Below are 25,415 nucleotides of genomic sequence, written 5' to 3'. Positions count from 1 at the left end.
TCGCGCGAGGGCTGCCGAGGAGTCCGGCCGCACCGCGCAGCCGCGCACCCGGTCACCGCCGTGGGAGCGGGACCGCTCCGTCAGCGGGGAGGGGGACGACGTCGTCGGGGTGCGCGGCGGTGGTCCGGCCGGGACCACCGCCGCGTGCGGGTCTCAGTGCGCGGCGCTCGGAGCGGGCAGGGAGTTCACCGCCGCCGCGCGTTCGCGGCGCACGGAGTTCCGGTTCACCAGGCCCCCGGCGACGACCGTCACCAGGACCAGCGCGAGCGCGCCGCAGGCGAACGCGACGTGGTAGCCGTGCAGCACGGCGTCCGCGGGGGCGGCCCCGGACTCCAGCCGGCCGGTGACCGAGCTCGCGTAGATCGTCGACAGCAGGGCCGTCCCGATGGAGCCGCCGACCTGCTGGAACGTGTTGACGCTGGCGCTGGCGGCCCCGGCGTCGGCGCGCGCCACCCCCGCCGTGGCGGTGTTCATGGCCGAGGACACGATCAGGCCCATCCCGAGGCCGGTGACCACGAGGGCGGGCAGGACGGTCCCGGCCCAGGTGCTGTCGACGTCCGTGCGCAGGAACAGCAGGACGCCGGCCGCGGCGACGAGCCCGCCGGTGCTGATGAGGAGCTTCGGCCCGACGCGGGGCAGCAGGCGCGGGGTGATCTGGGTGGCCGCGGCCATGATCGAGATCGGCATCGGCAGGAACGACAACCCGGTCCGCAACGAGGAGAACCCGAGCGTCTGGGCCAGGTAGTAGGTCAGGAACAGGAAGATGCCGAACATCGCGACGCCCACCAGCCCGATCGCCACCAGGGCGCCGCCGCGGTCGCGGTCGCGCACGATCCGCAACGGCAGCAACGGGTTCGCGACGCGGGACTCGACGAGGACGAACAGGGCGACGAGGACGACGCCGAGGGCGAGGGAGGCGATCGTGACGGTGTCGGACCAGCCCGCGGTCTCGGCGGAGGAGAACCCGTAGACGATCCCGACCAGGCCGAGGGTGATGGTGAGGGTGCCGACCAGGTCCAGGCGCGGGCGGCGACCGCGCGCCGGGTTCGGCACGACCAGCAGGGCGCCGACGACGCCGACGACGGCGAACACGACGTTGACGTACAGGCACCAGCGCCACGTCGTGTACTCGGTGAGGACCCCGCCGAGCAGCACGCCGGTCGCGGCGCCGGAACCGGCGATGGCGCCGAAGACGCCGAACGCGCGGGCCCGGTCCTTCGGCTCGGTGAACGTGGTGGTCAGCAGGGCCAGCGCCGACGGCGCGAGCAGGGCGCCGAAGACGCCCTGCCCGGCGCGGGCGGCGACGAGCTGGCCGAAGGTCCCGGCGAGGCCGCCGGCCACCGAGGCGCCGGCGAAACCGGTGAGGCCGACGAGGAACAGGTTCTTGCGGCCGAACAGGTCGCCGAGGCGGCCGCCGAGCAGCAGCAGGGAGCCGAACGCCAGGGAGTAGGCGGTGACGACCCACTGGCGCTGGTCGTCGGCGAACCCGAGGTCGGCCTGGGCGGCGGGCAGGGCGATGTTGACGATGGTGGCGTCCAGGACGACGGCGAGCTGGGCGATGCCGATGACGGCGAGCACCAGCCAGCGGCGGTCCTTCGGCGCCGCGTGGGCGGGGTGCCGGGTGGCGCTCGGCGGGGTCGTCGGTGGGGTCGTCGGTGGGGTCCCGGTCAGGGTGGGGTCGGAGTTCACGTGCGTCTCCAGGTGTTCGGGGTGCCGGCGGGTGGTCTCGGGCCGGCGAGAAGCGGACGCACCGCGTCCGCTTCGACCACGGTACACCCAAGCGGACGAATCCTGTCCACTTGTTTCCGGTCGACGGTACGATCGGGGCGTGACCCCGTCCGCCCGGCCGCTGCGCGCCGACGCCCTGCGCAACCGGGCGCTCATCGTCGACGCCGCCCGGCGGCTGTTCGCCGAACGCGGTCTCGACGTGACCCTGCACGACGTGGCCGACGCCGCCGGCGTGGGCGTCGGGACCGTCTACCGCCGCTTCCCCGACAAGGACGCGCTCCTCGGCGGGCTCGTCGCCGCCAAGTACGAGGCGCTCGTCGAGCTGGCCGAGAAGGCCTCGACCGAGGCCACCGGCCGGGACGGCCTGCGGCGGTACCTGATGAGCACCATGGAGCTGCGGGCCGGCGACCGGTCCCTGTCCACCGCCGTCCTGCGCGCCGCCCCGCAGACCGAGGAGGCCACCGAGCTGCGCGCCCGGCTCGCCGCGGCGATGACCGCGCTGGTCGCCCGCGCCCAGGCCGAAGGCGCTGTGCGGCGAGGTTTCTCGCCCGACGACGTGCCCGCCGTGACGTCCATGATCGGGTCCATCGCGGACCGCACCCGCGAGGAGTCCCCCGGCGCCTGGCGGCGCTACGCCGAACTGCTGCTCGACGCCGTCTGCCCGCCCGACGGGGACCTGCCGCCCCTGAGCGGCGAGCCCCTCGCCCCGCCCACCCCGGGGGTGTGCCGGTCACGTCCGTGACCGGCGCCCGCGCGCGCCCCGCAGCGCCGTGGACCGGGCCAGCAGCGGCAGGGACGCGCGGGTGAGGGCCGACCCCGCCGGGGTGGCCGTGGCCAGGACCCGCCGGACGGTCCGCATCGACAGCTCGACGACCGCGCTGCCGCGGTGGCGCATGTCCCGCTCGAAGACGCTGACGGCGGTGTGCAGGGTCTGGGTGCCGGCGCGGACGGCGACGAGCTCCCGCACGAGGGCGTGGGCGTCGACGACGGCCGTCCCGGCCCCCTTCCCGGCGGTGGGCGGGGTGCAGTGCACGGCGTCGCCGAGCGCGGTGACGCGCCCCGCCGGCCACGGCGCGGTGTCGCGCGCCCGCTCCGGCCCGACGGTGAAGGGGTAGGACGCCACCGTCGCCGGGTCGGTGCGGGCGATCACCTGCAACGGCCCCTCGGCCCACCCGGCGGCGCGCAGCGCGTCCAGGGTCGTGGCGCGCAGCCGGTCCCCGTCCCGGCCGCGCAGGTCCCGGGGCGCGGTCGCGGTGGGGAACATCGCCCCCCAGACGTAGGTCGGTCCGGTGGTCACCGACGCCCGCAGGTGGGCGGCGTCCAGGACGGCGAAACCGGCGGGGTCGAGGTAGCCGCAGTAGAGGGCCGTGCCGCCGGGCCCGACGGCCAGGCTCGACCGCGGGCCCAGGACCGCGGCCCGGCCGGGGTCGAGGTCGTCCGCGCGGGTGCGGCCGGAGACGCCGACGACGCCGGCGGGGCGGCTGGTCGGGCGCCCGGCCAGGTGGGCGACGACCAGGGACTGCGGGCCGTCGGCGCCGACCAGCAGGTCGGCGCGGGCCACGCTCCCGTCGGCGAACCGCGCCCGCACCTCCCCGTCCGGGCCGGGGTCGCGCTCGACGGCGGTGCAGGTGCTGGCCAGGACGAGGCTGTCACCGGCCGCCTCGGCCAGGACCAGGCGGAGGGTGATGCGGTCGACGTCGACGCTGTCGGGGTCCAGGCCCGCGACGTCGAGGTCGCCCAGCAGGCGCCCGCGCCAGTCGAACCACACGTCCGGCGGTCGCCGCCGCACCGCGGAGGCCGAGGCCAGCAGCCTGGTGTGCAGCTCCGGTCCCAACAGGTCCCGCAGGGCGTCCTGCGCCGCCCGGTCGAGGGTGATGTGGTAGCCGCCGGTGGCGGCGGGGTCGGCGTCGCGGTCGTGGACGACGACGTCGAACCCGGCCCGGCGCAGCCCGGCGGTCAGGGCGAGGCCGCCGATGCCGCCGCCGACGACGACGACCCGCAGGTCGGAGGTGGTGCTCGACGGGGTGTTCGAGGTGGTGCTCGTCGGCGCGGGCGCTGCGGCTGCTGTCGATCCTCAGCGGCGGGACGACCCTCACCGGGGAGGAGCTCGCCCGCCGGCTCGGGGTGTCCCGGCGCACCGCGCGCCGCGACGTGGACACCCTGCGCGAGCTCGGCTACGCCGTGGAACCGGTCCACGGGACCGGCGGCGGGTACCGGCTGGGCCCCGGCGGTGCGCTGCCGCCGCTGGTGCTCGACGAGGACCAGGTCATCGCGGTCGCCGTGGCGTTGCAGACCGCCTCCGCCGTGCTCGGCGGCATCGAGGACAGCAGCCGCCGGGCGCTGCGCACGATCCGGCAGGTCGTGCCCGCCCGCCTGCGCCGCGACGCCGACGCCTTCACCGCCACCGTCGTGCCGAACCAGTGGGAGTTCCCCGCCCCCGCCCTCGACGCCGCCGTCGTGCGCGCCGTCGGGGCCGCCGTCCGCCAGCGCGTCGTGCTGCGCCTCGAGCACGACGAGGACGACCCCGCCGGGCCGACGACCCGGACGGTCGAGCCGCACCACCTCGTCGTGTGGGCGGCCCGCTGGTACCTCGTCGCCTACGACCGCACCCGGCAGGACTGGGACGTCCTGCGCCTGGACCGCGTCGGCGCCCCCACCGCCACGGGCGTGCCCTTCCGCGACCGGCCCGTGCCGGACGGCGACCCCGGCGCGTTCGTCCAGCGCACCCCCGACCGCGGCGACCGCGTCGCGCCCTGGCCGTGCACCGGCTCGGCGGTCCTGGACCTGCCGGCCCCGCTCGTGGCGCGGTTCGCCCCCGGCGGCGCCGTGGTCCGGCCCGTGGGCGAGGGGCGCTGCGAGCTGACCATGGGCGCGTGGTCCTGGATCGGGCTCGCCGGTCTGTTCACCACCTTCGGCAGCCCCGTGAGCGAGGTGCACCCGGCCGGGCTGCGGGACGCCTTCGCGCTCGCCGCCCGCAACGCCGCCGGTGCCTGCGCCCCGGGAGCGGTGGGGTGACGTCGTCCCCCGGGGACGGCCGTCGTCCCCGCGGCCCGCTCAGCGCAGGACCTCCACGTCCGGCCCCAGTTCCCGCAGCAGCACCGGCAGGTCCCGCGGGGAGGGCCGCACGAGGTGGGCGGTGCGGGCGGCCCGCAGCAGCGGCAGGTCCCCGGCGCTGTCGGAGCAGGCGTGGTCCACGGGCAGGTCGATCCCGGCCTCGGCCAGCGCCCGCACCTTCCCGGCGCCCCGGGCGGGCACGGCGCGCGGCAGCCGCCAGCGGTGGGTGGTGAGACGGCTCGCGACGACCTCGACGTCCGGCAGGTCCAGGGCCCGGCACACCTCGCGGGCCAGGGGTTCGGCGCAGGCGGTGGCGACGACGACGCGGTCCCCGGCGGCCGCGTGCCGGCGCAGGCGGTCCAGGGCGACGGTGGTGCGGCGGCCGCCGTCGGCCCCGGCGTGCTCGGCGGCGAACGCGCGCACCAGCGCCTCGAAGCGGTGCGGGGACGAGCCCGCGGTGGCCGCCCACACGACGACCCGCTCGGCGTGCACCCGGCTGCCGCGCCGGGCGCCGAGCAGGACCCACGCCGGGGCGGTCGCCGCCAGCAGGGCCAGGCGGGCGGGGGAGCGGCGGAACAGGTGCCCGAGCAGGCGGGCGAAGGAGTCGGAGGTGACGAGGGTGTCGTCGAGGTCGAAGACCGCGCACTGCTTCCGGGGCACCCGGTGACCGTAGGCGGTGCTCCCGGGCCCGGGCCCGGGTCCGGTGGCCCACGGCGAGGACCCCACCGCGTCCGGACGCCCGCCCCCGCGCAGCGATGACTCCCGGTGTCCCGGCGGGTCCGCAGCGGTGACGCCCCGCGCACCCGCGGGCACCGCGCACCCGAACCCCGGGAGGACCACGTGGGCACTCCCTCCGCCGACGTCGAGCAGTACCTCGACGACTTGCGGCACCCCTTGAAGGACGGTGTCCTGCGTCTGCGGGCCGCCGTCCTGGGGTGCGACGCCGGCCTCGGCGAGCACGTGAAGTGGAACGCTCCGAGCTTCTGCCGCGACGGCCGGGACCTGGTCACGTTCCGGCTGCACCCGCGCGACCGGTTGCAGCTGGTCTTCCACCGGGGGGCGAAGGTGCGCGCCGACACCGACGGCTTCGTCTTCGACGACCCCACGGGGCTGATGACGTGGCTGGCGCCGGACCGCGCCGTCGTCGACTTCCCGGACCTGGGGGCCGTCGCCGCGCACGAGGCGCAGGTCGTGGAGCTGGTCCGGCGCTGGGTGGCGACGTGACGACGACGGCGTCGGGCCGGTGCGGTTCAGCCGGGTGACAGGCCGTCGAGGACGACGGTGAGCAGTTCCCCGGCGCGCTGTTCCCAGTCGTCGTCGGGGTCCAGCCGCCACAGGAAACCCAGGAGGAGCAGCAGGTCCGCGGGGGCGACGCCGGACCGGACGGCGCCGGCGCGTTCGGCGGCGCTCATCAGCAGGCCCAGCGCCTGCACGACCGGTTCGTAGCTCTCCCCGTGCAGCCGTCGGCCGGTGCTGGTGCGCAGCACGTCGCTGAGGCCGTGCTTGAGCAGGCCGAAGCGTCCCAGGCGCAGGCACCAGTCGCGCAGCGCGGCGGCCGGTGGTTGCTGCTGCAGCAGGTCGGCGGCCGAGGCGACGAGGGCGGCGACGTCGTGGCGGTAGACCGCCATGACCAGCGACTCGCGGTCGGGGAAGTGGCGGTAGAGGGTGCCCGGTCCCACTCCGGCGCGCTTGGCGATGGCGTTGAGCGAGACGGTGCCGTCCTGGGTGAGGGCTTCGGCGGCGACGGCCAGGATCCGCTGCCGGTTCTCCTGCGCGTCGGTGCGCAACGTCGGCGTCACGGTTCCCCTCCTCGTGGGCTGGACGAAACGGAGACTTCTCCGCTACGGTCCCCGGCATGCGGAGATCTCTCCGTTTCCTAGCTTACCCCAGGAGGACCCGTGACCGACCACGTCGAGGGCAAGGTCATCGCCGTCACCGGCGCCAGCAGCGGCATCGGCGCGGCCAGCGCCGAACTGCTGGCCGCCCGCGGGGCCCGCGTCGTGCTGGGCGCCCGTCGGGAAGGCCCCCTGGCCGACCTGGCCGGGCGCATCGACCCCTCCGGCCGGCGCAGCGCCTGGCGCGCCACCGACGTCACCCGTCCCGACGACGTCCACGCCCTCGTGGACCTGGCCGGGGAACGCTTCGGCCGCCTCGACGTGCTGATCGCCAACGCCGGCGTCATGCCCATCTCCCCCCTGGACGACCTGCGGACCCGGGACTGGGACCGCATGGTCGACGTCAACCTCAAGGGCGTCCTGCACGGCATCGCCGCCGCCCTGCCCGTCTTCCGACGGCAGGGCACCGGGCACTTCGTGACGGTCGCCTCCACCGCCGCGCACAAGACCGTGCCCGACCAGGCCGTCTACTCCGGGACCAAGTTCGCCGTCCGCGCCCTCTGCGAGGGCCTGCGCCAGGAAGCCGGAGCCACCGTGCGGGTCACCACCGTCTCCCCGGGGATCGTGGCGACGAACTTCGCCGACGGGATCCCCGGCCGGGAACTGCGCGACCGGCTGGCCCGGGTGCGCGACGACATCGCCCTGTCGCCCCGCGCCGTCGCCGAGACCATCGCCTTCGCGATCGGCTGCCCGCCCGAGGTCGACGTCAACGAGGTCGTGCTGCGCCCGACCGCCCAGGGGTGACCGGCCTCAGCCCCAGCCCGCGGCCCGCAACCCCGCCGCCGTGGCCGCCGCGAGCACGACGACGACGATGAACGGCGCCCGGCAGACCAGCGCGACCACGGCGACGACGAGCCCCGCCGCACGCGCGTCGAGCACCAGTCCCCGTCCCGTGGAGAAGGTCTGGAGCACCACGAGGGAGGCGAGCAGCGCGGCGGGCAGCATCGCCGTCACCCGCCGGACCCGCGGTTCCTCCAGCCGCTCGGGCGGCACGACGTACCCGGCGAACTTCAGCGCGAACGAGACCACCCCGGCGGCGAGCACCGCGACCCAGAACGTCACCTCCAGCACCACGCGACGACCGAGCCGGCGACGGCGGCGGCGACCACGGGCAGGCCCTGCGGGAGGACCGGCACGAGGACCGTCGTGACCAGCGCCCCGACCACGGCGATCGCGACGGGTTCTCGGCCCCGCAGCCGCGGCCACAGCAGCGCGATGAAGGACGCGGCCGCGGCGGCGTCCAGGCCGTACCGCTGCGGGTCGCCCAGGGCGTTCCCGGCGAACGCGCCCACGAGCGTCGCGAGGTTCCAGAACACGTACACGCCCAGGCCCGTCACCCAGAACCCGAGCCGGCGCAGCTCAGGCGTCGGCTGCGCGACCGCGACGGCCGTGGACTCGTCGATGGTCAGCTGCGGCACGACGACCCGCCGCCACCCGCGCGGGCGCACGACCGGCCCCAGCTGCAACCCGTAGAGGGCGTTGCGCACCCCCAGCAGCGACGACGCGGCGATCGCGGCCCCGGCGGTGCCGCCGCCGCCGAGCACCCCGATGAGCGCGAACTGCGACCCGCCGCTGAACAGCAGCAGCGACAGCACGCACGTCTGCCACAGGCTGAGCCCGCTGGTGACGCTCAGGGCACCGAAGCTGACGCCGTACAGGCCGGTGGCGACCGCCACGGACAGCCCCTGCCGGACGACGGCGGAGCGGGCGGCGTCGGTCACGCGCCCAGCATGCCGCAGCGCCGTGGACGTGGTGGTCCCCCGACCCGGGGGCGACCGCAGGTTCGAAGGAGGGGACGTCGGCGTTCCCCGTGACCGCGACGTCCGCCGGCGTCCCGGACCCGACGTGGCCGGTACGCCGCGCACTGCTCAGGCGTGGCTCGTCCGCGGGGCGCGCACCTGGTCGCGGAAGTGGCGGGGGGAGAGGCCGACGACCCGGCGGAAGGCGGTGCTGAAGGCGCTCTCCGATTCGTAGCCGGTCACGACGGCGAGTTCCGAGATCGACCGGCTGCTCCTCGTCAGGGCGTCGCGGGCCAGGCTCATCCGCCACTCGATCAGGTACGACAGCGGGGGGAGGCCGACTCTGCGCTTGAACGCCGCGGCGAAGGCCGAACGCGACATGGCGCTCACGGCGGCGAGCTCCTGCACCGTCCAGCGGCGGGCGATGTCGCCGTGCATGGCCCGCAGCGCGGCTCCCACGCCGTCGTCGCCCAGGGCGGCCAGCCAGCCGGTCGGGTGCTCGGCCTGCTCGGCGTGGGCTCGCAGCATGTGCACGAACAGCAGTTGCGCGAGGTGGTCCATCACCAGCGAGCTGCCGACGCCCAGGTTGGCCCTCTCGCTGATCAGCAGCTCGGCCAGGTGGGCGAGCAGCTCCCCCCGCGGCTCGCCGGCCCGGACGTGCACCAGGCGGGGCAGCGCGTCGACCACGAAGGCGGTGTCCCGGTCGAACGCGAAGCGCACGCCGCAGACGTGGGTCTCCGCGCCTTCCGCCGGCCCCTGGTGGATGACGCCGTCGTGCGCGTCCTGCCACAGCGACGCCGCCGGGGTCGGGGCGGTGTGGAGGTCGCTGGCCAGCGAGTAGGTCGGCGGGTTGGCCAGCAGGTAGAAGTCGCCCTCCCGCAACAGCACGGGTTCACGTCCCTCCAGGCGCAACCAGCACTGACCGGCCGGGACGACGCCGAGCTTGACGTGGGGCACGGGGTCGAACCGCACGGCCCACGAGCCCCGTGCGCGCAGCCCCATCTCCACCCTGCTGGAGGGCCGCAACAGGCCGATCGCGTCGGCGAGGGGGTCCCCCGTCACCGCCGACCGCTCCACCGTGGACGATGCGTAACGTTTTATCGACTCCACATCATGGACAGTAGCGCGCCGGCGATCGACGCTTCGTACGTGAACACACGCACGCAGACCGCACTGGTGACCGGCGCCAACAAGGGGATCGGCCTGGAGATCGCACGGCAGCTGGCCCGAGCCGGGTTGACCGTGTGGCTGGGCAGCCGCGACCGGGAGCGCGGTGACGCCGCGGCGCGGGAGCTGTCCGCCCTCGGCGACGTCCGCGCACTCAGCCTGGACGTGACGGACGAGGACAGCCTCACGGCCGCCGCAGCGCGCGTGGAGGAGGAGAGCGGCGTCCTGGACGTGCTCGTCAACAACGCCGGCACGGTGTCCGGGTCGGACGGCCCGCCCAGCACCGTGCCGGTGGACGCCGTCCGGAACGTCTTCGACGTCAACTTCCACGGGCCCCTGCGCGTCGTCCAGGCGTTCCTGCCGCTGGTGCGCAGAGCGCCGGCTGGTCGCGTGGTGAACGTCAGCAGCACCATGGGCTCGCTCACCACGCTCGCCGTGCCCGGCAACCCGTTGGTCCGGGCCCCCTTCCTCGCCTACCCCGCCAGCAAGACGGCCCTGAACTCCCTCACCGTGTGGCTGGCCGCCGAGCTCCAGGGCACCCCGATCAAGGTGAACTCGGTCTGCCCGGGGATCAACGCGACGGACATGAACTCCGACCCGTCCGGCCAGCACCCCTCCGAGGGCGCCGAAGTGGCCGTCCGGGCCGCCCTGCTGCCGGCGGACGGCCCCACCGGCACCTTCTTCGACGTGAGTGGTCCTGTGCCGTGGTGAGTAGTCCCTGAGCCTGGATCGAGCAGTCGTGGTGCCACGGCTGTTCGGACCTCACGCGGTCCGGGGAGTCCCGGAACGTCGCACACCGCCCCTCCGCAGGTCCGACGCCCGCGGGGAGCGCCACAGCGGTCGGGTTCAGCCGCGGGTGGCGAACCCGGGACCCACGTCGGCCCCGGCGCGCAGCAGCGCGGCCAGCAGCACCCGGGCCTGCCCGGCCTTCAGCCGGCCCGCGGGCACGGCCCCGGCGGCGGCGAGGTCCGCGCCGCCGCCGCCGTCGCCGTAGGTGGTGGCGACCGGCCCGGCGGGCACCCGCGTCGTGAGGACGACGGCGACGCCCGCGGCCCGCGCCCGCGCGACGGCGGCGACGACGGCGGGGGTCGCGTTGCCCGACCCTAGGCCCTCCAGGACGACCCCGCCCGCCCCGGCCGCGACGCAGGCGTCCAGGAGGACGCCGTCCATCCCGGGGTGCGCGGTCACGACGTCGACCCGCGGCCACGGGCCGTCGGCGGCGGGCAGCACCGCGCGGGGCAGCGGGCCGTCGGGGGCGGCGAACGCGTCGAGGTCGGTGGTGTGCCGCTTCACGACGCCCGCCGCGGGCAGCACCCGCCCGCCGAAGGCGACGAGGACCCCCGAGCCGGTCACCGCCGTCCGCAGCGCGGACCGCACGTTCGCGGGGGCGTCGGGCTCGTCGTGGTCGGAGGTCCGCTGCGAGCCGGTGAGCACGACGGCGCGGGCGTCGGCGTGGTGCAGGTCCAGCAGGTACGCCGTCTCGGCCAGCGAGTCGGTGCCGTGCAGGACGACGACCCCGGCGACGCCAGGGTCGGCCAGCGCCTCGTGGACGCGGGTCACGACCGTCCACGCGTCGTCCAGCGTGAGGGTCGAGGAGTCCACCCGCAGCGCCTCCACGACCCGCACCCGCACCCCGGCCTCCTCGGCGGCGGCCCCCACGAGGGCGCCGCCGCCGAGGGTCGGGCTGCTGACCCCGTCGGCGTCCACAGTGCTGGCGATCGTGCCGCCGGTGGTCACCACCACGATCAACGGGGTCGTCACGGTTCTCCTCAGTCCTGCGGGTGGTTCCGGGCGGCCAACGCTTCCACACGCGGCTTCGCGGCGCGCCACCCGAGGGCGAGCAGCGGCACGATGACGACGAGGGAGGCGATCGTCCACGTCCCCACGGGCGCGTCGAACGCCATGAGCACCAGCACCGCGGCGAGGAACACCAGGGTCGCGTACCCGCTCCACGGCGCGAACGGCATCCGGAACGCCGGCCGCGGGACGCGCCCGGCCTTCGCCCACGACCACAACCGGAGCTGGCACAGGACGATGACGCCCCACGCGCTGACGATGCCGATAGCGGCGATGTTCAGGACGATCTCGAACGCGTTCGCCGGGACGACGGCGTTCAGCACGACCCCGAGCAGCGCGACCGCCACGGTCAGCGCGATCCCGCCGTAGGGGACGCCGTTGCGGTTGACGCGGCCGGCGAACGCCGGGGCCGAGCCGGTGTGGGCCATCGAGTGCAGGATGCGGCCGGTGGAGTACAGGCCCGCGTTCAGCGAGGACAGCGCGGCGGTCAGCACGACGAGGTTCACGAACGCGTCGACGCCGTCGACCCCGACGTGGGAGAAGAACGTCACGAACGGGCTGACGCCCTTCTCGTAGGTGTCGAACGGCAGCAGCAGCGCCAGCAGCAGGACCGACCCGACGTAGAACACGACGATCCGGACGATGACGGTGTTGATGGCGCGCGGGATGACCTTCTGGGGTTCGTCGACCTCGCCCGCGGTGGTGCCGACGAGCTCGATGGAGGCGTAGGCGAACACGACGCCCTGGACGACGACGACGGCCGGCAGCAGGCCGTTGGGCAGCCAGCCCCCGTTGGCCTCGATGAGCCCGAACCCGGGCCGCTGCCCGTCGACCGGTTCCCCGAGGACGACGAAGCAGGTGCCGACGACGAGGAACGCGGCGAGGGTCAGCACCTTGAGCAGCGCGAACCAGAACTCCAGCTCGCCGAACACCTTCACCGACAGCAGGTTCAGCGCGAGGACGACGACGATCGCGGCCAGCGCCCAGACCCACTGGTCGACCGCGGCGATCGGCGCCCAGTACCGGCCGAAGAAGTTCATGTAGAGGGCGACGGCGGTGACGTCGACGACGGCCGTGGTGGCCCAGTTCAGCCAGTACAGCCAGCCGGCGACGAACGCGGTGCGTTCCCCGAAGAACTCCCGGGCGTAGGACACGAACGACCCCGACGTCGGCCGGTGCACGACGAGTTCACCGAGCGCGCGCAGGATGAGGAAACCGAAGAAGCCGCAGACGGCGTACACGCCGACGAGGGCGGGCCCGGCCCCGGCCAGCCGCCCGCCGGCGCCCATGAACAGGCCCGTGCCGATGGCGCCGCCGATGGCCATCATCTGGACCTGGCGGGGCCGCAACTCCTTGCGGTACAGCGATTCCGGCGGCGCACTGGTGGTGGTGCCCGGGGGGACCTGGGTCGTCATCGGGAGGACTCCTGGGAGGTTCGCGAGGTGAGGTTCTCGGGACGGAGCAGTTCGTCGAGCTCGTCGGCGGCGAGCAGGCCGGACGCCAGGACGAGGTCCTTCACGGACGCCCCGGTGAGCGCGGCCTCGGTGGCGATGCGGGTGGCGGCCTCGTACCCCAGGCGCGGGTTCAGCGCGGTCGCCAGGCCGATGGAGTCCTCGACGCGCGCGCGCAGCAGCGCGGCGTCGGTGGTGATCCCCACGACGCACCGGTCGGTGAGGACCGCGACGGCGTGGGTGAGGTTGCGCGCGCCCTCGGACAGGCGCTGGGCGATGACCGGCTCGAAGGCGTTGAGCTGCAACTGCCCGGCCTCGGCGGCCATCGAGATCGTGACGTCGTTGCCGACGATCTGGAACGCCACCTGGTTGACGACCTCGGGGATGACGGGGTTCACCTTCCCCGGCATGATCGACGACCCGGCCTGCACCGCGGGCAGCGTGATCTCCCCGAGCCCGGCCCGGGGGCCGGAGGACAGCAGCCGCAGGTCGTTGCAGACCTTCGACAGCTTCACCGCGACCCGCTTCAGCACCCCGGACAGGTGCACGAACTGGCCGACGTCCTGGGTGGCCTCCACCAGGTCGGGGGAGCTCACCAGGTCGTACCCGGTGATCGCGGCCAGTTCGGCCACCGCGCGCGCCGCGTACCCCAGGGGGGCGTTCAGCCCGGTCCCCACGGCGGTCGCGCCGAGGTTCACCTCCAGCAGCAGGTCCGCGGACTCGCGCAGGCGGGCGATGTCCTCGGTGAGCATGACGGCGTAGGTCGCGAACTCCTGCCCCAGCGTCATGGGGACGGCGTCCTGGAGCTGGGTGCGGCCCATCTTCACGACGTCGCGGAACTCGGCGGCCTTCGCGGCGAACGCGTCGCGCAGCCGTTCCAGCTCGACGACGAGCGCGTCGATCCAGCGGCGCGTGGCGATGTTCACGGCCGTCGGGTAGACGTCGTTCGTGGACTGCGAGGCGTTCACGTGGGTGTTCGGGTGCAGGAACGCGTAGTCCCCGCGGTCCCGGCCCAGGATCTCCAGGGCGCGGTTGGCGAGGACCTCGTTGGCGTTCATGTTCGTCGAGGTCCCGGCGCCGCCCTGCACGACGTCGACGACGAACTGCTCGTGCAGGGCGCCGTCGGCGACCTCGCGGCAGGCCTGCACGATCGCCGCGGCGCGTTCGGCGTCCAGGACGCCGAGCTCGGCGTTGGCCACGGTGGCGGCCCGCTTCACGTCGGCGAGGGCGCGCACGAGGTGCGGGTCCTGGCCGACGACGCGGCCGGTGATGGGGAAGTTCTCGACCGCGCGCAGGGTGTGGATGCCCCAGTACGCGTCGGCGGGGACGTCCCGCGTCCCGAGCAGGTCGTGCTCGGGGCGGGTCGTCGGGGGGTTGGTCGGGGGAGGGGCGGAGCGGGTCACGGCGTCGGGTCCCTTTCGCTGAACCTGTCCGGCTGTCTGACAGGTCTGGGCAGGATGGGGGAGCCGCCGCGGCCCCGTCAAGTGAGACGATCGGTCCCGTGAGCGCCTGGGCCGACCGTCCCCCCGCCGTCGCGCGGGTCGGCGCGGCCGAGGCCGTGTTCACCGACCTGCGCGAGGCGATCCTGTCCGGCGACCTGCCCGTCGGCACCCGGCTGCCCTCCGAGGCCGCGCTCGCCGAGCGCCACGGCGTCTCCCGCTCCGTCGTGCGCGAGGCCCTGCGCTCCTGCCACGCCCTCGGCCTCACCGAGCCCCGCACCGGCCTGGGGTCCTTCGTGGTCCGCGACCGCGTCGAGCCGGACCCCGTGTTCGGCAGCTTCGCCGCGTCCGAGCTGCTGGAGGCCCGACCGCTCGTGGAGGTGCCCGCCGCCGGCTGGGCCGCCGTCCGCCACACCGGCTCCGAGCTGGCCGAGCTGCGCGGGCTGATCGAGGCCATGGCGGGGGAGCCGGACCCGCAGGAGTGGGCCGTGCTCGACGGGCGGCTGCACGGGCTCATCGCGCAGGCCTCCCGCAACCGCGTCCTGGAGTCCGTGCTCGCGGCGGTCCGCGAGGCTTCCACGGCGCAGTCGCAGGCCCTCAACCTGCTGCCGGACCGGCGCGACCGCTCCCACGAGGAGCACGCCGCGATCGTCGAGGCCATCGCCACCCGCGACTACGACGCGGCGGCCGACGCCATGCGCGCCCACCTCGACGCCGTCGGCGTGGCCCTGCGCGCCCTCACCGACCGCACCCCCTGACCCCCGCGATCAAGGACACCCGCCCGGCGATCAAGGACACCCGCCCGGCGATCAAGGACACCCGCCCCCCGCGGGCCCCGGCTGTCCTTGATCGCGAGGCGGGTGTCCTTGATCGCCGAGGGAGGAGGGGGAGGGGAGGGGGCTTGACCGGCCCCGGCGCCGCCGGGAGGGTCGGGGCATGGCCTCCGTGCTGCTCACGAGCCTGCCCGCGCAGGGACACCTCGGGCCCGTCCTCGCCGTCGCCGCCGGCCTGGCCGAGCGGGGCCACCGCGTCCGGGTGCTGACCGGGGCCGGGTTCCGCGGGCAGGTCGAAGCGGCCGGGGTCCGGTTCGTGGAGCTGCCCCCGGAGGCGTTCGTCCACCCCGAGGACCTCGACCGCCCGATCCCCGGCGGGCCCCGCGGGGTGGGGGTCGCGCTGGAGCACGTCTTCGTCCGCCGCACCGGCCCGCAGTTCGCGGCCGTCCAGCGGGCGCTGGCGGCCGAACCCACCGACGTCGTCGTCACCGAGCTGCTGTTCATGGGCGCCTACCCGCTGCTGGCCTCGACCCAGCGCCCGCGCGTCGTCCTGCTCGGCATCAGCCCGCTGCCCGTCCGCGGCGGCGGGACCGCCCCCTACGGGCTGGGCCTGACCCCCGCGCGCGGGCCGCTGACCCGCGCCCGCAACGCGCTCCTGTCGGCCGTCGTCGACCGGGTGCTGTTCGCCCGTCCCGAACGGGTCCTGGCGCAGGAGTTCCAGCGGCTCACCGGGACCAGCCTGGACGTGTCCCTGTTCGACCTGCCCCTGCGCACCGACGCCGTGGTGCAGCTGTGCCCGCCGGGGCTGGAGTACCCCCGCCCCGGGCTGGGGGTGCCGATCCACTTCGCCGGGCCCCTGCCGGTCCTGCCGCGGGGGCTGCCGGAGCCACCGTGGTGGGCCGACCTCGACGCCGGCCGGCCCGTCGTCCACGTCACCCAGGGCACCGTCGCGAACACCGACCTGCGGCGGCTGGTCCTGCCGGCCCTGCGGGCCCTGGCCGACCGGCCCGTCCTCGTCGTCGTCAGCACCGGCGGCCGCCCCGTCGAGGACGTCGGGCCCGTCCCCGCCAACGCCCGGGTCAGCACCTTCCTCGACTACGCGCGGTTCCTGCCGCGCATCGACGCGCTCGTCACGAACGGCGGCTACGGGACGGTGAACCTGGCCCTCGCGCACGGGGTCCCGCTGGTGGTCTCCGGTCGCACCGAGGACAAGGCCGAGGTCGGGGCCCGGGTCGCCTGGTCCGGCGCCGGGATCGACCTGCGCACCGACCGGCCCCCGCCGCAGCGGCTGTCCGACGCGGTGGGGCGGGTCCTCACCGAACCCGGCTTCGCCCGCGCGGCCGGGCGGTTGCGCGCGCAGATCGAGACCGCCGGCGGCCTGGACACCGTCGACCGGCTCGTCCGGCAGAGCTGAACGCCCCGCCCCCCGCGGGATCGGTCGTTCCCGCCCCCGGCGACCCGCGGCCCCCTACGCTCCCGACCGTCAGCTGTGCATCGGCGCAGCGTTCTCGGTGAGGGAGATGTTCGTGCGCGGACGTGCGGTCGTGACGGTCCTGGCCCTGCTGGCGGGGGGAGCGGTGGCGACGGCGGGAGCCGCGTCGGCCGCCGACTGCCTGCAACGCCCGGTGCAGGCCCGGTACGACCAGCTCGGCGGCGCCACCGGCAAGCTCGGCGCGGTCACCGCCTGCGAGCAGCCCACCCGCACCGGCAGCTTCGCCGCCTTCGAGCGCGGCGCCGTGTACTCCAGCCCCACCACCGGCGCCTGGGACGTCTCCGGGTCCTTCCACGGCCTGTGGGCGGGCACCGGCTGGGAGAACGGGTTCCTCGGGTACCCGGTCTCGGGGGAGGACCCCAGCGCCGCCGGCGGGGTCTACCAGAACTACCAGGGCGGGACCCTGTACTGGTCGCCGCCGACCGGCGCCCACTCCGTCTCCGGCGCCTTCCACGGCCTGTACGGGTCCCTGGGCTACGAACGCGGGTTCCTCGGCTACCCCGCCTCCCAGGAGGTCCCGATCCGCGGCGGGGTGCTCCAGCGGTTCCAGGGCGGCACCGCGTACTGGTCCCCCTCCACCGGCGCCCACACCGTCTCCGGTGCCTTCCTCGGCCTCTACGGCCGCCTCGGCTGGGAGGACGGCTGCCTCGGCTACCCCGCCACCCAGGAACTGCCCAGCACCGGGTCCGGTGCGTACCAGCGGTTCCAGGGCGGTACCGCGTACTGGTCCCCGTCCACCGGGGCGCACGCGCTGTGCGGGGTGTTCCTCGACGCCTACGGGTCCACCGGCTGGGAGAACGGCAGCCTCGGCTACCCCACGAGCGACGAGTACGCGATCCCCGGGGGCCGCCGCGTCGACTTCCAGCGCGGGTACGTCGAGTGGTCCGCGGCGACCGGGACCCGGGTGAACCAGCCGATCGCGACGCCTCCCGCGACCCCGCCGAGCGGGGTGCACTACCAGAACTGCACCGCCGTGTGGAACGCCCTCGGCCGCCCGATCCACCGTGGCGAACCGGGATTCCGAGACGCCCTGGACCGCGACCGCGACGGCGTGGGCTGCGAGGAGGACCCCCGCTGACCCACCCGCCCGGCGGACCCGGCGGACCCGCGGCTCACCGCAGGCCCGCCGGGTCCGTGTTCGCCCCGCACACCACGACCGCGACCCGTTCGCCCGCCGCGGGCCGGTAGGCGTCCAGGCCCGCCCACGCCGCCGCCGCCCCGTGCTCGGCGGCGACGCGGAACCGCGACCACAGGTCCTGACGCGCGGCCGTGATCTGCTCGTCGCCCACCAGCAGGCTCACCGGGTGGGTGCGGCGGGCCACGTCGAACCCGATCGACCCGATGCGCCGCGCCCCCAGGGAGTCGGCCGCCACCCCGGACACCGCGACGTCCACCGGCTCCCCGGCCGCGAGGGCGTCGTGCAGCGTCGGGGCCCCCACCGGCTCCACGGCCACCACCCGCGCCGACCCCTCCAGCGCCGCCGCCACCCCCGCGAACAACCCGCCCCCGCCGACGGCGACCACCACCGTGTCGACGTCCGGCACGTCCTCCAGCAGCTCCACGGCCAGCGTGCCCGCTCCCGCCGCCACCTCCGGCTGGTCGTAGGCGTGGCAGAACACCGCACCCCGCTCCTGCGCGAACGCCACCGCCGCCTCGTAGGCGCGGACGTACTCCGACCCCACCTGCCGCACGTCGGCCCCCAGGTCGCGCAGCCTGCGGACCTTCACCGCGGGCGCGGACTCCGGGACGAACACCGTCGCCGGCACCCCCAGCTCCGCCGCCGCGAACGCGTGCGCCAGCCCCGCGTTGCCGCCCGAGGCCGCGACCACGCCCCGGGACGCGTCCAGCTCCCCGCGCTCGCGGGCCACCAGCTGCCGGTTGAAGGCCCCGCGCGCCTTGAACGTCCCGGTGTGCTGGAGGAACTCCAGCTTCAGCCACAGGTCCGGGCCGACCCGGAGCACGGGGGTGCGCCGCACCCGCCCGGCGGTGCGGTCGGCGGCGGCGGTGATGTCGGCGGCGGTGATGGTGTCCACCCGGTGATCCTGCCGCGCCCCGCGGACCCGCCCCGACCACGGCCCGGGGGCGACCGGTAGGCCGTTCAGGGTCATCTCCCCCACCCGGGGTGTTCCAGCGCGTGATCGCTGCCGACAGTCCGGGGGACGAGACACGCGCAAGGGGTCTCCGTGGCCGTCGACCGGCCACCGACGTGCGGAGGAGCGAGATGAAGACAGTCCTGGCCATCGAGACGACGAGGCCCATCGGCGTCCGGGACCTCAACGGGTTCATCTCCGGGATCTCCGAGCGCGTCCCCGGCTGCTTCGTGTCCCAGGGCCCGAGCAGCCGCGGCAAGGTCACCGTGACGATCCTCTCCCCGGCGGCCGTGCCCCTGGAGATCGCCGAGGAGGTCCTGGAGTCCCTCCCGGAGCTGTGCGACGCCATCAGCGGGATCACCCTGCAGGAAGCCGTGCGCCGGCCCAACCCGCGCCAGCAGCCCCGGCCGCAGCAGCCGGCCCCCGTCGGCTGACCCCGCAGCACCCCGCCCGACCCGGGGTGCGCCACGACGTGGACGCCGAGGACGCCGAGGACGACGTGGACGCCGAGGACGCCGACCCCGCGCCCGCGCAGCGCCTCACCCGCCGACGGCGGACGTGGAGCCGTCGTCGAGGTGGGCCTTCAGGACGAGCAGGGCGATGTCGTCCTCCGGCCGGCCCAGGTCGGCGAGGACGTGCTCGCACAGGTCCTCCGCCGACCGGTGCTGCTGCCCCCGCACCCGCTCGCACAGCCACGTCAGGCCCTCCTGCAGCCCCGCCCCCCGACGCTCCACCAGGCCGTCGGTGTAGAGGACGACGGTGGCGTGCGGGAGCAGGTCCACGGCGTGGTCGTGGCGGGGCGTGGCGGGGTCCAGGCCGAGGAAGAGGTCCGGTTCGGTCTCCAGCAGCCGGACGTCGCCGTCGGGGTCCAGCAGCAGCGGCGGGGGGTGCCCGGCGTTGGACCAGTGCAGCGTGCGCACCCCGCGGGTGGCCTGCTCGGGGGTCTGGTGGACCTGGGCCAGGACGGTCGTGGTGAGGGCCTGGACCTCCAGGGTCCGCATGGCCCGGTCGAGCCCGGTGAGGAGCGCCGCCGGGGGGCGGCGCAGGGTCTGGGCCACCCCGCGCAGCAGGTTGCGGACCTGGGCCATCGCCGCGGCCGCGTCGCGGTCGTGGCCGGCGACGTCGCCGATGACCAGGGTGAGGTCCCCGGTGGGGGCGAGGAAGGAGTCGTACCAGTCCCCGCCGATGCGGGCGCGGGCCGCGGCGGGCAGGTACCGCACCGCGATCTGCAGCTGGTCGGGCTGGGCGGGCCGGGTCAGCAGGCTGCGCTGCAACGTCTCGGACAGGCGGCGTTCGGCCGCGGCGGCGCGCCGTTCCCGCTCCTGCGCGCGCAGGCGCTGCAGGGTCTGGGCGCACTGCGCGGCGAAGGCGTCCATCAGGTCCCGGTCGCGCTGGTCGAAGTCCTGCTCGCGGCGCCAGCTGATGGACAGCGCGCCCAGGACCTCCTCACCGCTGCGCAGCGGCAGCGCCACCGTGGCCCGGTAGTCGCCCAGGTCGATGGCCGCCGAGAGCTCGGGCGACCACGCCCGGCAGGTGTCCTCGTCGGCCAGCACCACCGCCCGGCCGGTGGCGGCCGCGACGGAGACCGGCAGCGGCGCGGTCAGCGGCAGCCGCGGGTAGGCGTCCCGCATCTCCTCGCCGACGGAGGTGCTGAAGACCAGCTCCAGGTCGCGGTTCCCCTCGGTCGTCACCGCCACCGCGCCCTCGTCGGCGCCCAGGACGGTGGAGACGGCGTGCACGATGACGTCGGTGAGCTCGGCGACGTCGCGCGCGGTGCCCATCTGCAGGGCCACCTGCACCAGGCTCTGCAGCCGGGCCGAGGCGGTGGCCTCGGCGTCCAGGGCGTCGCGCAGCTCCTGGCCGCGGGCGTACAGGTCGGCCACGACGGTGTGCAGGCGGGTCAGCTCGACCGTCAGCGTGTCCTGCGGGTCCGGTGCCGGGCCGCCGGGCGCCGTACCGCCCCCGGGGGTGACCGGGCGCTGGACGTAGGTGGTGACGTCCTCGACCCGCTGCACGATCAGGGTGACGTCCCCGTCGGCGTCCAGGACGGGCAGGTGCAGCGCGCTCCACCACCGCTCCCGCACCACCCCGCGGTCGTCGGGCAGGTCGTAGCGCGCGAGCGGCAGCGCGTCCGGGCGCCCGGTGCGCAGGACCCGGTCCAGGGACTGCTCCAGCTCGCTGGTCCCGTCCTGCCGGCCCGGGGTGACGTCGGGGAACGCCTGCAGCAGGGGCAGTCCGCGCACGTCCTCCCGCCGCCGCCCGGTGGTGCGCTCGTGGGCGGTGTTGGTCGTCACGACCCGCAGGTGCGCGTCCACGACCAGGCACGGCGTGGGCAGGACGTCGAAGAGCGCGGCGTAGTCGGCCCGGTCCAGCTCCCGCTGCGGCGGGGGCGTCCCGGCGTCCCCGGGGGTCCCCGCACTCCGCCGCTCGTCCCCCCGCCGGCCGTGGTGGTCGCTCACAGGAGGCCCTCCAGGTCCCAGTCGGCACCGGTGCCGGCGTCGGCGGGGAGCGCGGCGCCGGCGTCCAGCGGCCGCGGTTCGAACCACACCGTCTTGCCCGGGCCCCGCTCCGGCGGGGACGCGTCGCACCCCCAGTCGAGGGCGAGGGCCGCCACCAGCCGCAGGCCGCGCCCGGTGGTGGCCCCGGCCTCGAAGCGGCGGGGCTGCACCGGTGCGGGTGAGGAGTCGCCGACCTCGATGCGCACCCGGCCGCTGGGCATCGCGCGCACCGTGACGACCGAGGACGTGCGGGCGTGCAGGACCGCGTTGCTCACCAGCTCCGAGACGCCGAGCTCCGCCGGTTCCTCCAGCGCCTCCGCCGTCCGGCCGTCCAGCCGCCGCAGGGCGTCGCGCACGTGGCGGCGCGCAGCGCCCACGCCGCTGGTCAGCGGCTCCACCACCAGGGGCGGCCCGAGGACCGTCCCCGGACCCTCCGCCGGCGTGACCGGGGTCGCCCCCGCCGCCGTCCCGGGCGTGCTCGCCGCGCCGCGGTCCCCCGCGTCCCCTCCCGCGTCCTCTCCCGCGTCCCCTCCCGGGGCCGACGGCCGGCGGGGCCAGGGACGGGGAGGCTGCCCGTCCAGCTGCCGGTGGAACTCCCCGAAGACCCAGCGGCGGTAGGCCACGACCTCCTCCGGGGCGGGCAGCGTCAGCAGGTGCGTCTCGCGGCGGCAGAAGTCGTCGACCTCGTCCAGCAGCCGCGCCAGCCGCTGGACGGCGGAGCCGGTGCCGCGGGGCAGGGTGCACGTCACGTCGCAGGAGTCGCGACCGGCCGCCGCGGCCGCCGCGACCGCCACCGCGACCGGCTGGACCGGGAACGGGGCGTGGTCGGTGGTCAGCTCCACGGCGATCTCCAGCAGCCGCGGGGGCAGCGGGGCCGGCCCCGGCGCGCGGGGGCCGGGGGACCCGTGCGCGACGTCGAGCCGGATCAGCGTCAGCTCGCGCAGCAGCTCCTCGGTGTGCTGCAGGAAGAGGGCGCGGACGGGCAGGGGCAGACCGACGAGTCGCACGTCGACCAGCTCCGTCGCCTCGCTCACCCACCGATCGTGGCACGGGACGGCGCCCACCCGCTGCGGTGCTCACGGCCCTGCCGCCCGTCCCGTCCCGTACCGTCCCACCCGTGCTGCCGGAGAACTGGATCCCCCACCGCCGCCCCGACGGGCAGGTCGTGGGCTGGATCGTGCCCGAGGGCGAGGGTTTCCGCCCCGTCGACGTCCTCGGCCGTCCCGCGACCACCGGACCCGTCGACTGGGTGTCGGCCGAGGAGGCGCTCGAGGAACGGGGGCTCGCCTTCCTGGCGGCCCGTCACCTGCTGCGGGCGCCGGACGGTTCCGAGCGGCCGGTCCGCATCTGCGAGGCCGGTCCCGAGGGCGTGACCGTCGTGACCGACGAGTTCGGCAGCGCCTCCGCCGTGGGGGCGGGCAGCGAGCGCATCGATCTGCCGTTCCCGGCCCCGGAGGCGCTGCGCCCGGCGTGACCCGAGCCGGTGACCCCCGCGGCCCTCAGGCGCCCGGACCGGACTCGGCGACGATCCGCGCGACCGTCTCCTCGTCGAGCTCGAACAGCTCCTCGCCGTCCCCGGGGGACGGGATCGACAGCACCCGGGACCGGACGGCCCCGCCGGCCTCGTCGACCTCCACGAGCAGCGCCCCGTGCCCGCGCAGGATGCGCTCGCGGCCGGGGGCGGCGAACGGGTCGCTGCGGTTGGCGACCGCGGGGGCGACCAGCGCCGTCAGCCCGGACGGGTACGTCTGCGCGGCGGGGTGGTGGTAGTGCCCGGACAGCACGACCCGCACGTCGGTGCCGTCCAGCGCGGCGAGCAGGTCCGCGGGGTCCTGGAGCTTCAGCCCGTCGTGCAGGACCGTCGGCGCCGGCACGGGGGAGTGGTGCACGACGACCGCGGAACCCTTCGGGGCCGGGGCGGCGAGCACCGACCGCATCCAGTCCAGCTGCTCGGCGCCCAGGGACCCGTACCCGCGGCCGGGCACCGAGGAGTCCAGCACGACCAGCCGGAAGCCGTCGACGTCCTGCACCGACCGGACCGGGCCCAGGACCTGCGTGAACTCCGCGGGCGTGTCGTGGTTGCCCATCGCGAAGACGGGCACCGCCCCGCGGGCGCGCGCGAACTCCCCGACCAGCGCCCGGGCCGTCTCGTAGGAGGCGACGGTCCCGTCCTCCGAGACGTCGCCCGAGACCACCACGGCGTCCAGGGACCCGATGCGCTGCAACGACTCCAGGACGTGCCCGAGGGCGGCGGTGGTGTCGACGAACCCGCCGTGCAGGCCACCGGCCGCCATCAGGTGCGTGTCGGACAGGTGCAGGATCCGCGTCATCCCTGCTGCTCCTCGTCGTTGCCGTTGCCGTTGCCGTTCCCGTTGCCCTGCCCGTTGCCCTGCCCGTTGCCCTGCCCGTTGCGCGTGGGGCTGCTGCCCGCCGACGCGCCGCTCGTGGGCGAACCCGACGGGGTCGACGTCGGGGACCCCGTCGTCGTCGGCGTCGGGGTCTGCGTGGGTTCGGGTTCGGCGGCGATCGTGAGGGTGATCTCGCTGCCGACGTCGGCCCGGGTCTGGGCCTGCAGGCTCTGGTCCACGACGGTGCCGGCGGCGGAGTCGCTGACGTCGGTGGTCTCGGTGTTGACCTGGAACCCGAGGGCGCGCAGTTCCGCCTTCGCCTCGTCCTCGGTCTTCTCCACCACGTCGGGCACCGTGACCTGACCGCTGGCGACGTTCAGCGCGATCGACGTCCCCTTCGGCTGGGAGCTGCCGATGGCGGGGTCGGTCGAGACGACCTCGTCCCGGTCCACCGACGCGTCGTCGACGGTCTTCACGTTCCCGGCGCTCAACCCGGCGGCGGTGAGCGTCGCGCGGGCCTCCTCCTGCGTCTGGCCCTTGACGTCCGGCACCGTGACCGCGCTCGGCCCCGACGACACCACGACGTTCACGGTGCCGCCGACCTCCACGGCCTGCCCGGCCTGGGGGTCGGTGCGGATCACGTCGCCCTGGTCGACGTCGTCGCTGGCCTCCTCGGTGACGTTCGCCACCAGGCCGAGCCCGGTGATCTCGGACTCGGCGCCGGCCCGGTCGTCGCCCACGACGTCCGGCACCTGCACGGTCGCCGGGGTCGTCGCCGTCTCGGTCGGCGTCCCGCCGCCGCCGTCGCCCTGGTTCAGCAGCGCCCACCCGGTGCCGCCGATGCCGAGGACCAGCACCACGATCAGCAGCACCCACGGCCAGCGCTTGCGGCGCTCCTCCTCCGGCTCGGTGGCGCTGTCCCCGACCCGCGGCAGCGTCCCGGTGGGCGGGCTCGCCGGCACCGGCGGGGTGACGGTCGTCGCGGCGGCCGTGGCCGCGAACCGCTGCGTGGCCTGCTGCGCGGCGGGGTCGTTCGGGAAGCTGGCCCCGCGCAGCGGGCGGCCCTCCACGGCGCGGCGCAGGTCGTCGGCGAAGTCGGCGGCGCTCTGGTACCGGTTCTCGCGGTCCTTCGACAGCGCCATCAGCACCACGCGGTCCACCGCCGGCGGGACCTGCGGGGCCAGCGCCGACGGCGGCCGCGGCTGCTCGGAGACGTGCTGGTAGGCGACCGCGACGGGCGCGTCGCCGGTGAACGGCGGGCGGCCGGTGAGGATCTCGTACAGCAGGCAGCCGGTGGAGTACAGGTCGCTGCGGGAGTCGACCTGCTCCCCGCGGGCCTGCTCGGGCGACAGGTACTGCGCGGTGCCCATGACCGCCGACGTCTGGGTCAGCGTCGCGGAGGAGTCGCTCACGGCCCGGGCGATGCCGAAGTCCATGACCTTCACCTCGCCCGCCGGGGTGATCATCACGTTCGCGGGCTTGATGTCGCGGTGGACGATGCCCATCCGGTGCGAGTACTCCAGCGCACCGAGGACGCCCTCGGTGATCGAGAGGCACTCCTCGATGGCCAGCGGGTGGTCGGTGCGCAGCATGTCGCGCAGCGTCCGGCCCTCCACGTACTCCATGACGATCCACGGCAGCTCGACGCGGCCGCCGCCGTGCTCGGTGGTCTGCTCGGCGCCGGTGTCGTACACCGCCACGATCGAGGGGTGGTTCAGCCCCGCCGCGGCCTGCGCCTCGCGCCGGAACCGCGCCTGGAAGGAGGGGTCGCGCGCCAGGTCCGAGCGCAGCAGCTTCACCGCGACCGTCCGCCCCAGCCGGGTGTCGCGGGCCACGTGCACCTCGGCCATGCCGCCGCGCCCGAGCAGGCTCCCGACCTCGTACCGGCCGCCGAGCACGCGCGGCGCCGGCACCCCGTGGCCCGTCGTCGTGTCCGTCACTGCT

The 25,415-nt window shown here is 75.7% G+C and carries 25 protein-coding genes; 10 read left to right on the top strand and 15 right to left on the bottom strand.

All coding sequences use genetic code 11. From position 1 onward, the window contains the following. Positions 1 to 153: 153 nt before the first annotated feature. Positions 154 to 1,689 (bottom strand): MFS transporter, encoded by a 1,536-nt coding sequence (locus tag ACRYRX_RS02215; RefSeq protein ID WP_432510160.1) that lies wholly within the window; start codon positions 1,687 to 1,689, stop codon positions 154 to 156. 139 nt (positions 1,690 to 1,828) lie between these two features. On the opposite strand from ACRYRX_RS02215, the gene ACRYRX_RS02210 reads away from it, so the two are divergent. Then, positions 1,829 to 2,470 carry a TetR/AcrR family transcriptional regulator gene (locus ACRYRX_RS02210; RefSeq protein WP_432510159.1) on the top strand — a complete coding sequence of 214 codons (642 nt, stop codon included), beginning with the start codon at positions 1,829 to 1,831 and terminating at the stop codon, positions 2,468 to 2,470. Here the strand turns inward: ACRYRX_RS02210 and ACRYRX_RS02205 are convergent. Continuing rightward, positions 2,459 to 3,676 (bottom strand): FAD-dependent oxidoreductase, encoded by a 1,218-nt coding sequence (locus ACRYRX_RS02205; RefSeq protein WP_432510253.1) that lies wholly within the window; start codon positions 3,674 to 3,676, stop codon positions 2,459 to 2,461. The genes ACRYRX_RS02210 and ACRYRX_RS02205 overlap by 12 nt on opposite strands. 107 nt (positions 3,677 to 3,783) lie before the next feature. Between ACRYRX_RS02205 and ACRYRX_RS02200 the strand changes: the two genes are divergently transcribed. Then, positions 3,784 to 4,743: a helix-turn-helix transcriptional regulator gene (locus ACRYRX_RS02200; RefSeq protein WP_432510252.1), complete on the top strand. Its 960-nt coding sequence runs from the start codon at positions 3,784 to 3,786 to the stop codon at positions 4,741 to 4,743. 39 nt (positions 4,744 to 4,782) lie between these two features. Here ACRYRX_RS02200 and ACRYRX_RS02195 read toward each other — a convergent pair whose 3' ends face one another. Further along, positions 4,783 to 5,442 (bottom strand): HAD-IB family phosphatase, encoded by a 660-nt coding sequence (locus ACRYRX_RS02195; RefSeq protein ID WP_432510158.1) that lies wholly within the window; start codon positions 5,440 to 5,442, stop codon positions 4,783 to 4,785. 180 nt (positions 5,443 to 5,622) lie between these two features. Here ACRYRX_RS02195 and ACRYRX_RS02190 point away from each other — a divergent pair, with 180 nt between their 5' ends. After that, a complete protein-coding gene (locus tag ACRYRX_RS02190) occupies positions 5,623 to 6,006 on the top strand; it encodes a DUF1801 domain-containing protein (protein WP_432510157.1) in 384 nt (127 codons plus the stop codon). 26 nt (positions 6,007 to 6,032) lie between these two features. Here the strand turns inward: ACRYRX_RS02190 and ACRYRX_RS02185 are convergent, their stop codons facing one another. Continuing rightward, positions 6,033 to 6,581 carry a TetR/AcrR family transcriptional regulator gene (locus ACRYRX_RS02185; protein ID WP_432510156.1) on the bottom strand — a complete coding sequence of 183 codons (549 nt, stop codon included), beginning with the start codon at positions 6,579 to 6,581 and terminating at the stop codon, positions 6,033 to 6,035. A gap of 99 nt (positions 6,582 to 6,680) precedes the next feature. Here ACRYRX_RS02185 and ACRYRX_RS02180 point away from each other — a divergent pair, with 99 nt between their 5' ends. Next, complete coding sequence (locus ACRYRX_RS02180; RefSeq protein WP_432510155.1) at positions 6,681 to 7,421, top strand: SDR family oxidoreductase; 741 nt, start codon at positions 6,681 to 6,683, stop codon at positions 7,419 to 7,421. A gap of 6 nt (positions 7,422 to 7,427) precedes the next feature. Here the strand turns inward: ACRYRX_RS02180 and ACRYRX_RS02175 are convergent, their stop codons facing one another. From ACRYRX_RS02175 to ACRYRX_RS02165, 3 genes are all read right to left on the bottom strand, one after another. After that, positions 7,428 to 7,739, bottom strand: coding sequence for an AzlD domain-containing protein (locus ACRYRX_RS02175; protein WP_432510154.1), 312 nt, complete (start codon positions 7,737 to 7,739; stop codon positions 7,428 to 7,430). Beyond that, positions 7,736 to 8,398 (bottom strand): AzlC family ABC transporter permease, encoded by a 663-nt coding sequence (locus tag ACRYRX_RS02170; protein ID WP_432510153.1) that lies wholly within the window; start codon positions 8,396 to 8,398, stop codon positions 7,736 to 7,738. The genes ACRYRX_RS02175 and ACRYRX_RS02170 overlap by 4 nt, the downstream gene beginning before the upstream one ends. A gap of 147 nt (positions 8,399 to 8,545) precedes the next feature. Beyond that, the gene (locus ACRYRX_RS02165) at positions 8,546 to 9,478 is read right to left on the bottom strand and encodes an AraC family transcriptional regulator (protein WP_432510152.1); all 933 of its coding nucleotides are present in this window, start codon (positions 9,476 to 9,478) and stop codon (positions 8,546 to 8,548) included. Between the two features lie 87 nt (positions 9,479 to 9,565). Between ACRYRX_RS02165 and ACRYRX_RS02160 the strand changes: the two genes are divergently transcribed. Beyond that, positions 9,566 to 10,294 carry an SDR family oxidoreductase gene (locus tag ACRYRX_RS02160; protein WP_432510151.1) on the top strand — a complete coding sequence of 243 codons (729 nt, stop codon included), beginning with the start codon at positions 9,566 to 9,568 and terminating at the stop codon, positions 10,292 to 10,294. Between the two features lie 135 nt (positions 10,295 to 10,429). Here the strand turns inward: ACRYRX_RS02160 and ACRYRX_RS02155 are convergent, their stop codons facing one another. The 3 genes from ACRYRX_RS02155 to ACRYRX_RS02145 are packed head-to-tail and all read right to left on the bottom strand — an operon-like array spanning position 10,430 to position 14,234. Then, a complete protein-coding gene (locus tag ACRYRX_RS02155) occupies positions 10,430 to 11,344 on the bottom strand; it encodes an asparaginase domain-containing protein (protein ID WP_432510150.1) in 915 nt (304 codons plus the stop codon). 8 nt (positions 11,345 to 11,352) lie between these two features. After that, entirely contained in the window at positions 11,353 to 12,795 is a 1,443-nt protein-coding gene (locus ACRYRX_RS02150) for an amino acid permease (RefSeq protein WP_432510149.1), read from the bottom strand. Then, complete coding sequence (locus ACRYRX_RS02145) at positions 12,792 to 14,234, bottom strand: aspartate ammonia-lyase (protein WP_432510148.1); 1,443 nt, start codon at positions 14,232 to 14,234, stop codon at positions 12,792 to 12,794. Before ACRYRX_RS02145 ends, ACRYRX_RS02150 begins: the two co-directional genes overlap by 4 nt. Before the next feature lie 98 nt (positions 14,235 to 14,332). Between ACRYRX_RS02145 and ACRYRX_RS02140 the strand changes: the two genes are divergently transcribed. From ACRYRX_RS02140 to ACRYRX_RS02130, 3 genes are all read left to right on the top strand, one after another. After that, positions 14,333 to 15,028 (top strand): FadR/GntR family transcriptional regulator, encoded by a 696-nt coding sequence (locus tag ACRYRX_RS02140; RefSeq protein ID WP_432510147.1) that lies wholly within the window; start codon positions 14,333 to 14,335, stop codon positions 15,026 to 15,028. Between the two features lie 178 nt (positions 15,029 to 15,206). Further along, entirely contained in the window at positions 15,207 to 16,457 is a 1,251-nt protein-coding gene (locus ACRYRX_RS02135; RefSeq protein ID WP_432510146.1) for a glycosyltransferase, read from the top strand. 112 nt (positions 16,458 to 16,569) lie between these two features. Continuing rightward, on the top strand, positions 16,570 to 17,613 hold the full coding sequence (locus tag ACRYRX_RS02130; protein ID WP_432510145.1) for an excalibur calcium-binding domain-containing protein: 1,044 nt from the start codon (positions 16,570 to 16,572) through the stop codon (positions 17,611 to 17,613). Positions 17,614 to 17,647: 34 nt separating this feature from the next. Here the strand turns inward: ACRYRX_RS02130 and ACRYRX_RS02125 are convergent, their stop codons facing one another. Beyond that, positions 17,648 to 18,568 carry a threonine/serine dehydratase gene (locus tag ACRYRX_RS02125; RefSeq protein ID WP_432510144.1) on the bottom strand — a complete coding sequence of 307 codons (921 nt, stop codon included), beginning with the start codon at positions 18,566 to 18,568 and terminating at the stop codon, positions 17,648 to 17,650. A 188-nt stretch (positions 18,569 to 18,756) separates the two neighbouring features. On the opposite strand from ACRYRX_RS02125, the gene ACRYRX_RS02120 reads away from it, so the two are divergent. Next, positions 18,757 to 19,059 carry a hypothetical protein gene (locus tag ACRYRX_RS02120; RefSeq protein WP_432510143.1) on the top strand — a complete coding sequence of 101 codons (303 nt, stop codon included), beginning with the start codon at positions 18,757 to 18,759 and terminating at the stop codon, positions 19,057 to 19,059. A 105-nt stretch (positions 19,060 to 19,164) separates the two neighbouring features. Here the strand turns inward: ACRYRX_RS02120 and ACRYRX_RS02115 are convergent, their stop codons facing one another. Together ACRYRX_RS02115 and ACRYRX_RS02110 are read right to left on the bottom strand one after the other, a co-directional pair. After that, positions 19,165 to 21,084: a PP2C family protein-serine/threonine phosphatase gene (locus tag ACRYRX_RS02115; protein WP_432510142.1), complete on the bottom strand. Its 1,920-nt coding sequence runs from the start codon at positions 21,082 to 21,084 to the stop codon at positions 19,165 to 19,167. Beyond that, positions 21,081 to 22,157: an ATP-binding protein gene (locus ACRYRX_RS02110; protein WP_432510141.1), complete on the bottom strand. Its 1,077-nt coding sequence runs from the start codon at positions 22,155 to 22,157 to the stop codon at positions 21,081 to 21,083. The genes ACRYRX_RS02115 and ACRYRX_RS02110 overlap by 4 nt, the downstream gene beginning before the upstream one ends. Before the next feature lie 83 nt (positions 22,158 to 22,240). Between ACRYRX_RS02110 and ACRYRX_RS02105 the strand changes: the two genes are divergently transcribed. Beyond that, positions 22,241 to 22,597 (top strand): hypothetical protein, encoded by a 357-nt coding sequence (locus ACRYRX_RS02105; protein ID WP_432510140.1) that lies wholly within the window; start codon positions 22,241 to 22,243, stop codon positions 22,595 to 22,597. 25 nt (positions 22,598 to 22,622) lie between these two features. Here ACRYRX_RS02105 and ACRYRX_RS02100 read toward each other — a convergent pair whose 3' ends face one another. Then, positions 22,623 to 23,453, bottom strand: coding sequence for a metallophosphoesterase (locus ACRYRX_RS02100; protein ID WP_432510139.1), 831 nt, complete (start codon positions 23,451 to 23,453; stop codon positions 22,623 to 22,625). After that, complete coding sequence (gene pknB / locus ACRYRX_RS02095; RefSeq protein ID WP_432510137.1) at positions 23,450 to 25,411, bottom strand: Stk1 family PASTA domain-containing Ser/Thr kinase; 1,962 nt, start codon at positions 25,409 to 25,411, stop codon at positions 23,450 to 23,452. The genes ACRYRX_RS02100 and pknB overlap by 4 nt, the downstream gene beginning before the upstream one ends. Positions 25,412 to 25,415: the final 4 nt, after the last annotated feature.

The organism is Kineococcus lubricus (genome assembly GCF_050871965.1).
Taxonomy (GTDB): Bacteria; Actinomycetota; Actinomycetes; order Actinomycetales; family Kineococcaceae; genus Kineococcus.
This window is presented reverse-complemented; position numbering and strand designations above follow the sequence as displayed.

Coding starts and splice junctions, on each gene's coding strand:
- ACRYRX_RS02150 (WP_432510149.1), bottom strand. CDS start 12,795: ATGACGACCCAGGTCCCCCCGGGCACCACCACCAGTGCGCCGCCGGAA.
- ACRYRX_RS02135 (WP_432510146.1), top strand. CDS start 15,207: ATGGCCTCCGTGCTGCTCACGAGCCTGCCCGCGCAGGGACACCTCGGG.
- ACRYRX_RS02120 (WP_432510143.1), top strand. CDS start 18,757: ATGAAGACAGTCCTGGCCATCGAGACGACGAGGCCCATCGGCGTCCGG.
- ACRYRX_RS02100 (WP_432510139.1), bottom strand. CDS start 23,453: ATGACGCGGATCCTGCACCTGTCCGACACGCACCTGATGGCGGCCGGT.